At 36.7% G+C, this 6,876-nt stretch carries 6 protein-coding genes; 5 read left to right on the top strand and 1 reads right to left on the bottom strand.

What is annotated here, in order from left to right:
* The first annotated feature begins 116 nt into the window (after positions 1 to 116).
* From E0F88_RS32505 to E0F88_RS32525, 5 genes are all read left to right on the top strand, one after another.
* On the top strand, positions 117 to 1,325 hold the full coding sequence (locus E0F88_RS32505) for a T9SS type A sorting domain-containing protein (protein WP_131962806.1): 1,209 nt from the start codon (positions 117 to 119) through the stop codon (positions 1,323 to 1,325).
* A 45-nt stretch (positions 1,326 to 1,370) separates the two neighbouring features.
* Positions 1,371 to 3,005, top strand: a complete 1,635-nt coding sequence (locus E0F88_RS32510) for a DUF1800 domain-containing protein (protein ID WP_131962808.1) — start codon at positions 1,371 to 1,373, stop codon at positions 3,003 to 3,005.
* 8 nt (positions 3,006 to 3,013) lie between these two features.
* A complete protein-coding gene (locus E0F88_RS32515) occupies positions 3,014 to 4,525 on the top strand; it encodes a DUF1501 domain-containing protein (protein WP_131962810.1) in 1,512 nt (503 codons plus the stop codon).
* A gap of 67 nt (positions 4,526 to 4,592) precedes the next feature.
* Complete coding sequence (locus E0F88_RS34950) at positions 4,593 to 5,621, top strand: acyltransferase family protein (RefSeq protein WP_131962812.1); 1,029 nt, start codon at positions 4,593 to 4,595, stop codon at positions 5,619 to 5,621.
* Between the two features lie 224 nt (positions 5,622 to 5,845).
* Positions 5,846 to 6,613: a receptor L domain-containing protein gene (locus E0F88_RS32525; protein ID WP_131962814.1), complete on the top strand. Its 768-nt coding sequence runs from the start codon at positions 5,846 to 5,848 to the stop codon at positions 6,611 to 6,613.
* Here E0F88_RS32525 and E0F88_RS32530 read toward each other — a convergent pair.
* Positions 6,599 to 6,876, bottom strand: a 278-nt coding sequence (locus tag E0F88_RS32530; protein WP_165940204.1) for an IS66 family transposase, incomplete at its 5' end; no start/stop codon positions are given. The genes E0F88_RS32525 and E0F88_RS32530 overlap by 15 nt on opposite strands.

Consider the following 6,876-nt stretch of genomic DNA (forward strand, 5'->3'; position numbering starts at 1 on the left):
TAATAAAAAATACAGGTTTGTGGCTGTTGATAGTTGTAAGTTATAAATATTATTACATATTTGTAGAACTATTTTGTTTTATAAGTAGTTGATAATTGTGACTTTATCTTATCGACATGAATAAATTATTCTATATATTCAAACTGATCCTGTTTTTATCGCTTGCTTGCGATGCTTGTTTTGCACAAAAAGGGATTGTTAACACGCAACGGGTTGCTCCATATGGTTTTGTGAACTTCGGGCCGGCGGCAGAGGTTAGCGGTATGAATAATTTGCGGCATATAGACGGATACGTCAAGAAGCAGGGTTCGTCCAATTTCTTATTTCCTGTAGGCGATAATGGTCTTTATCGTCCTTTCGTCGCTGCTGCTGAGGGTATTTCAGGAGCTTATTTTGGAGTTAATCCGGGTGTAGCTGTTACAAGTAATAATAGTGGTGGCAATTTTCCAGTGCTGCCAGCAGGGGGACCTTTTAACATTTCCAGTAAATCAAGCGAAGTTTCAGTGGTGAGTTCTAAGGAATACTGGGATATAAATGGTGCAGCCGGAACCAAGATTACGCTTACCTGGAGTGAATTTAGCGATATAAATTCTCTTGTAAACGGAAATCTAGCTAATTTAATTCTTTTAGGATGGAATGGAAATCAGTGGGTTAGCATTCAATCGGCTATTGATGCTGTTTCCGCTTTCGGTAGTCCAAGTTCACTTTCATCGGGTTCAATTACTACTATTGGAGCATTTTCACCAGATACCTATAATGTATACACCTTGGGTGCCAAGGTTGGCGGACCTTTGCCTGTAACTCTAATATCATTTTCAGCCGGAAAACAGGAAGGAAGTGTGCTTCTTGACTGGTCTACCTCTGCTGAAATTGATAGTGAGTCATTTGAAATACAGAATAGTCCTGATGGGAAAAAATGGTTTGTCATTGGTAATCAAAAATCTAAGGATACCGGCGTTGGTATTGATAATAGCTATAGCTTTTTACACACTAATCCTTGGGAAGGTGAAAATTTCTATCGCCTTAAGATAATTGACAAAGACCGTACGTTTACATTCAGTTCAATAAAAAGTGTGATATTCAATGAAGCCGGCATAATCGTTTATCCTAATCCGGTATACGACAGGATTTATTTTAAAAACCTGCTAAGTTCCGAAGTGGAAAAAGTTTCGTTAATAAATCCTTCGGGCAAAACTGTTTATGCATCCTCCTCTTTTTCTATAGATGGCATAGATGTAAAACATTTAGATACAGGTTTTTACGTGTTATCCATAATAACCAAAAGGGGCGATTTAAAATCCTTTAAGATACTATTACGTCGTTGACGTCAACGACGGGGTAAAATATAAAATCTGACGGTAAATCTCATTATGGCATATTTAAATAAGAATACAGCGCCATTAACGGCAAAGACTGCGGCGCACCTTCTAAGAAGGGCGACTTTCGGGCCTACACAACAGGAAATTCAGGATTTTGTGGGGCTTACTCCCACGCAGGCAGTACAAAAGCTAATTGCTAATGTCTCAGTTACACTTGATAGTTCTCAGCCAATTGATCTTGATGCGGCAAGTCCGGGATTTGGAAATACCTATATAGGGCTACCGTTTAACTTAAGCCGTGAATTCGATTTAAGTATTTATGTAAGCTATTGGTGGGTGGGTTTAATGACTGAACAGAACGGTAAACCTTCGTTGCTTGAAAAATTAACAGCCTTCTGGCAGAATCATTGGGTGGTTGTTCAAACTGAAATAGGAGATTATCGGATGATTTATCAATATCTTCAGTTATTGCGTCATTCTTGCCTGGGCAATTTCAGAACCCTGGCAATAGAAATGACTAAAAATGCCGGCATGCTCCTATATCAAAATGGAAATACAAACGAAAAGGAACATCCGAATGAAAATTACGCCCGTGAACTACAGGAATTATTTGTTGTTGGGCAAAAGGATTTTTATGGTAACCTCAACTATACAGAACAGGATGTTAAAGAGGCTGCCAGAGTACTAACAGGCTGGGAAGTCGTAAATCATAGAGTTGTTAATTCTATCTCTGTTGATGCAAAATTTACCCCTACAAGACATGATACTGAGAGCAAGACTTTTTCCGCAAAGTATTTAAGTAAATCAATTGCTGGTCGTTCAGGTTCATCTGCTGGTTTGGATGAACTAACAGATTTAATAAACATTTTGCTTGAACATCCGGAGACACCGAAGTTTTTGTGCAGAAAGTTGTATAGATGGTATGTTAATCCGAACGTCACAGAGGAAATCGAAAATAATGTTATAATTCCGTTAGCTCAGATATTTGCCGGTAGTCAAAATAATTATGCTATCCAGCCAATACTGGAAATTTTGTTGACTAGCGACATCTTTTATGATCAGGCAAACATCGGCGCGATCACTAAGGCTCCGGCTGACTTGTTAGTAGGCACAGTTCGATTTTTTAATCAACCGGTTCCAAATATTAAAACGGATAGTGCCGCATTTAAAGAGTTGATTGAGTGGATGAAAAGAGGGATTAGAATCATGCAGCAAGATATTTTAGATCATCCTTCTGTTTTCGGTTATCCTCCATATTATCAGATTGGGTATTCCAAAAATTGGATAAACGGTGCTACCCTATATCAAAGAGGAGAATACACAGATTCCTTTGTCTGGCCCTGGAAACAGATTAAGCCCGGATATAAATTGGGTATTGATATTCTTGCCTGGGTTAAATCGTTACAGCCCAATTTTTCAGATGTGGCTGGAACTCCCGCAATTACATGTGTAGATGTTTTGAATGGCTTGACAAAGAATTTATTTGCCGTTGATCTGTTTCAGTCGCAAAGGGATTTTTTGATAGATACTATTATGATGCAGGGAATATCAAGGAACTCCTGGATAATAGAATGGAATGGATATAGAAGTAATCCTTCGAACGAGAATAATACCAATGCTTGCAGATATCGGTGTCAGGTGTTGATGGAGTATATGTTAAGGATGGCAGAGTACCATATTTTCTAAAATATAATATGCAAAGGAGAGATTTTTTAGCTGCGGCGTCGACCATGTTATTGCCCGTAGTGCTGGATGGATTTCGGATTAAATCATATGGAAAAGACTCGCCGTTGGTCAAATCAATTATGAAAACGGCGGCGTTAAATAACGATAAAATTTTAGTTGTTATTTATTTAAATGGTGGAAACGATGGGTTGAATACTGTTATTCCACTCGAATATTATTCTAAATATAACGCTCTTAGGACAAATATAGCGATTCCGGAAGCTCAGGTTCTCAGGTTATCTGGTAACCTGGAAACAGGATTACATCCTGCCATGACAGGCATGAGAGATATGTATAATGAAGGTAAACTGGGAATTATACATTCTGTTTCATATCCGAATCCAAGCTTATCGCATTATAGGTCATCGGAGATATTGATGACAGCCGTAGATTCAAATCAGTATGCTCAAACAGGTTGGGCGGGGAGATATCTTGAAAATGAATTCCCAAATATAACAACGACGGAAATGCTGGATCCTCTGGCCATTCAAATAGGGTATACAAATTCAACAGCGCTATTAGGTAGTCAACAGCCATTGGGTGTTGCAATACCAAATGTAGATTCCTTTTATCGGCTTACTGGTGAGGCAGGTTCAATATCTTCCGGCGATCAGCAATGTTGTGATCCGGGAGACATGATAGAACATTTTCGTCAGCAACAAATTATGTCAGTTGCCTATGCAACCGAGATCAAAAGGGCAGCAGCTGCCGGACACAATCAAGTCACTTACCCAACAGCAAGTAGTACAAACGAATTGTCGGAGCAACTTAAAGTCGTGGCGAGACTTATTCATGGAGGACTGAAAACTAAAATATATTATCTGGAGATGCTTGGTTATGATACACACGCTGGGCAGGTAGGTACCAATAATACAGAAGGAATTCATGCTAATTTGTTGAAAAAACTATCAGATTCTATTGCCATTTTTCAAAAGGATTTGAAAGCCCAAGGAACCGAAAACAAGGTTGTTGGAATGACATTTTCTGATTTTGGCAGACGTGCTACAAGCAATGCCTCTAAGGGAACGGATCACGGGATCGCCGCGCCTATGTTTGTTTTTGGAACTGGTATAAAAAGACAGGTTGTTGGAACAAATCCTGATTTAGTAAACGATCTGGTGCCTTTAGTTGCTCCGGCACATGATTCAAATCAGGATATTAAAATGCAGATTGACTTTAGAAGGGTTTATAATGATATAATAAATGATTGGTTTGGGGTGACAAAAACGACAACAGACTCAATTTTATTTAGAAATTTTAATACTATTTCACTCTTTTCGGATGTTGTTGAAACTGTTAAATCTGGTTCCTGGCCAGATCGAGAAGTCTGGTCAAGCAACCGGGTGCCTGGTCCGAATGAATATGTCAAAGTTAATTATGGACATAATATTCAGATAGCACAGGATATCACCGTGAAAAACATTCAGGTTGATGGAGAGCTAACATTTCTAGGCAGTTTTGGAGTAAATACCACTGGATAAGAAATTCGCTGTGAGTGAAAAAGTTTTATAATTATTAATTACATTGTGGAAATCGTATTTCCACCAAATGACAAGAGCAAGAAGTGAATTTATAGACTTTGCCAAAGGGTATGCCATATTGCTAGTGGTATTGGGGCATTCAGTTCAAATTGTAGAGGAAGCTATTTTTTTTGAATCTTTTGTTTTCGTTTTTATTTACTCTTTCCACATGCCACTTTTTATCTCGATAAGTGGATATCTATTTTATAGTACAGTTACGAAAAAGAGTTTACAGGAAATTTTTTGCCAGAGATTCAAGTCATTAGTAATTCCGACCATAATTTGGACAATGATCATGTTCCTGCTGTATAACTATCAGGAGCTTGTCTATCCCCAGCAAGACAAAAAGAGCCTACTGAAGTCGTTTATCGGTCTTATTCCCAGATTTTATTGGTTTTTACCAATATTGTTTGCCTCAATGATTTTACTTGCCACCTTTTTATCATTCAGAATTACCCTGTTTATTCAATTTCTAGTTTTTACAGTATTGTTATTTCTGCCTGATATATCAAGCTTTGCATTTCTGAAGTACCTATTTCCATTTTTTGTAATTGGTTACTTATTTAACAAATTTAACCTGGTGTTTATTAAAATTTCGCCATTGGTTATTTTACTATTCACTCTGATATTTTTAGCATTCTTAATATTCTGGAGGACAGAATTTTTTATCTATAACTCTGGAATGGAATTTTTTCGATTTAGTAATCTATCTTTTGATTTAAAGCAGATTTACGTAAATATATATAGATATTTAGCTGGTTTATTTGGTGTAGCTGTTAATCTGTTTTTTTTGCATAAAGCATACGTATTTCTGCAAAAAAAATTTATGTTGGATCCTTTTTTAAAAATAGGATCCAAGTCTCTTGGAATATATATGATTCATTTATTAGTTGTATTTCATCCGAAAGTAATTTTTCTTGTTCAAAGAATTAATCCTAATAAATATTTTATGATAATTTTTATTGCTGGTTTTTTAATTATATTCTCATTTGTATGTACAAATTTGATTGAAAAGAGCGCAGTTTTAAGAAAAGTTCTGTTTGGAGTAATTCATTAGTCATATTAATTATTTGATACTAGGTATTAAAATAATTACACTTTCCTTAATGAACGTTTCTAAAATTTACTAAAAGTTTTTGATAGAGCTTTTCTTAGATTTTGTTGTTAATATACTAATCGTAATAAATACTTGAAATAACCATTACTTAAATACTTTCATATTAAAAAATCGAAAAAATTTACTTTTTATATTTCTATTTAGATAATTTACTAACAGACACTATGAAGAAGATTTATTTACCTTATGTATTTTTCCTTTTTGCATTAATCAAAGCTTCGGCACAATGTCCAACTGGTGATATATTGTGGACGGCGCAAAGTCAGGTTGATAATTTTCCTATAACCTGGCCCAATTGTAAAGAACTTCCCGGAAGTTTGAACATCTCTTCGTCTGGCGGCATTGATAACATCAGAGGTCTGAAAAACATAACATCCATTGCAGGAGATTTATCCATCAATTTTAATAAGGTAATTACAAGCCTGTCTGGTCTGGAAAACCTAACGTATATTGGAGGTGGTCTTGACATATATCAGACACCTTTTCTTACGGATTTAGCCGGGTTAAACAATCTGACATCTGTTGGTGGTATTTCAATAACAGAAAATAGCCGTTTACGAAATTTGCAAGGCCTTGAAAAACTAGAAATTATTCGGGGAGGATTGGTGTTGGAGGAAACTGGCATAAATAGCCTCATGGGCATAGATAATGCAGTGAGTGCAAAATATTTTTATATCAAATCAAACCCTTCACTGACACATTGTGCAGTACAGCCACTTTGTAATTTATTAAATATGGCAGTAAAACCTCCCGGGTCTTACATCTACATCACAGCCGGGGGGAACTGCTCGTCGGCAAACCTGGCTGTGGCTTGTGGAATTTTACCTGTGGAACTTACTGATTTTATTGTAAAGCGCGTGGGGGAAACAGTTGAAATAGATTGGAATACGGTAACTGAAACGTATCCGGCCTACCAACTACATATTTGTTAGTTGCTGAACTTTGTTAAAGTTTTGCGGATATAGGTCGGTAATGTTTTTATGATTGATTGTGGAGATGTTTAGCAGGGTGTTTTTTAGCCAATTGTAGGGATTGATATTATGTTTTTTGCAGATCGCGAAGAAAGAGTATATCATGGCAGCTCGCTGTGCAGCATCATGTGATCCGGCAAAAAGATAATTTTTCCGACCTAGGGCCAAGCCACGTAAGGAATTTTCAATTTGATTATTGTCGATCAGCAGATTCCCATCATGTA

Source organism: Dyadobacter psychrotolerans, from assembly GCF_004349265.1.
In the GTDB taxonomy this organism is placed as follows: domain Bacteria; phylum Bacteroidota; class Bacteroidia; order Cytophagales; family Spirosomataceae; genus Dyadobacter; species Dyadobacter psychrotolerans.

Excerpts from the sequence above, each read along its gene's own strand:
- E0F88_RS32505 (WP_131962806.1), top strand. The coding sequence starts at position 117 with ATGAATAAATTATTCTATATATTCAAACTGATCCTGTTTTTATCGCTT.
- E0F88_RS32510 (WP_131962808.1), top strand. The coding sequence starts at position 1,371 with ATGGCATATTTAAATAAGAATACAGCGCCATTAACGGCAAAGACTGCG.
- E0F88_RS32515 (WP_131962810.1), top strand. The coding sequence starts at position 3,014 with ATGCAAAGGAGAGATTTTTTAGCTGCGGCGTCGACCATGTTATTGCCC.
- E0F88_RS34950 (WP_131962812.1), top strand. The coding sequence starts at position 4,593 with ATGACAAGAGCAAGAAGTGAATTTATAGACTTTGCCAAAGGGTATGCC.
- E0F88_RS32525 (WP_131962814.1), top strand. The coding sequence starts at position 5,846 with ATGAAGAAGATTTATTTACCTTATGTATTTTTCCTTTTTGCATTAATC.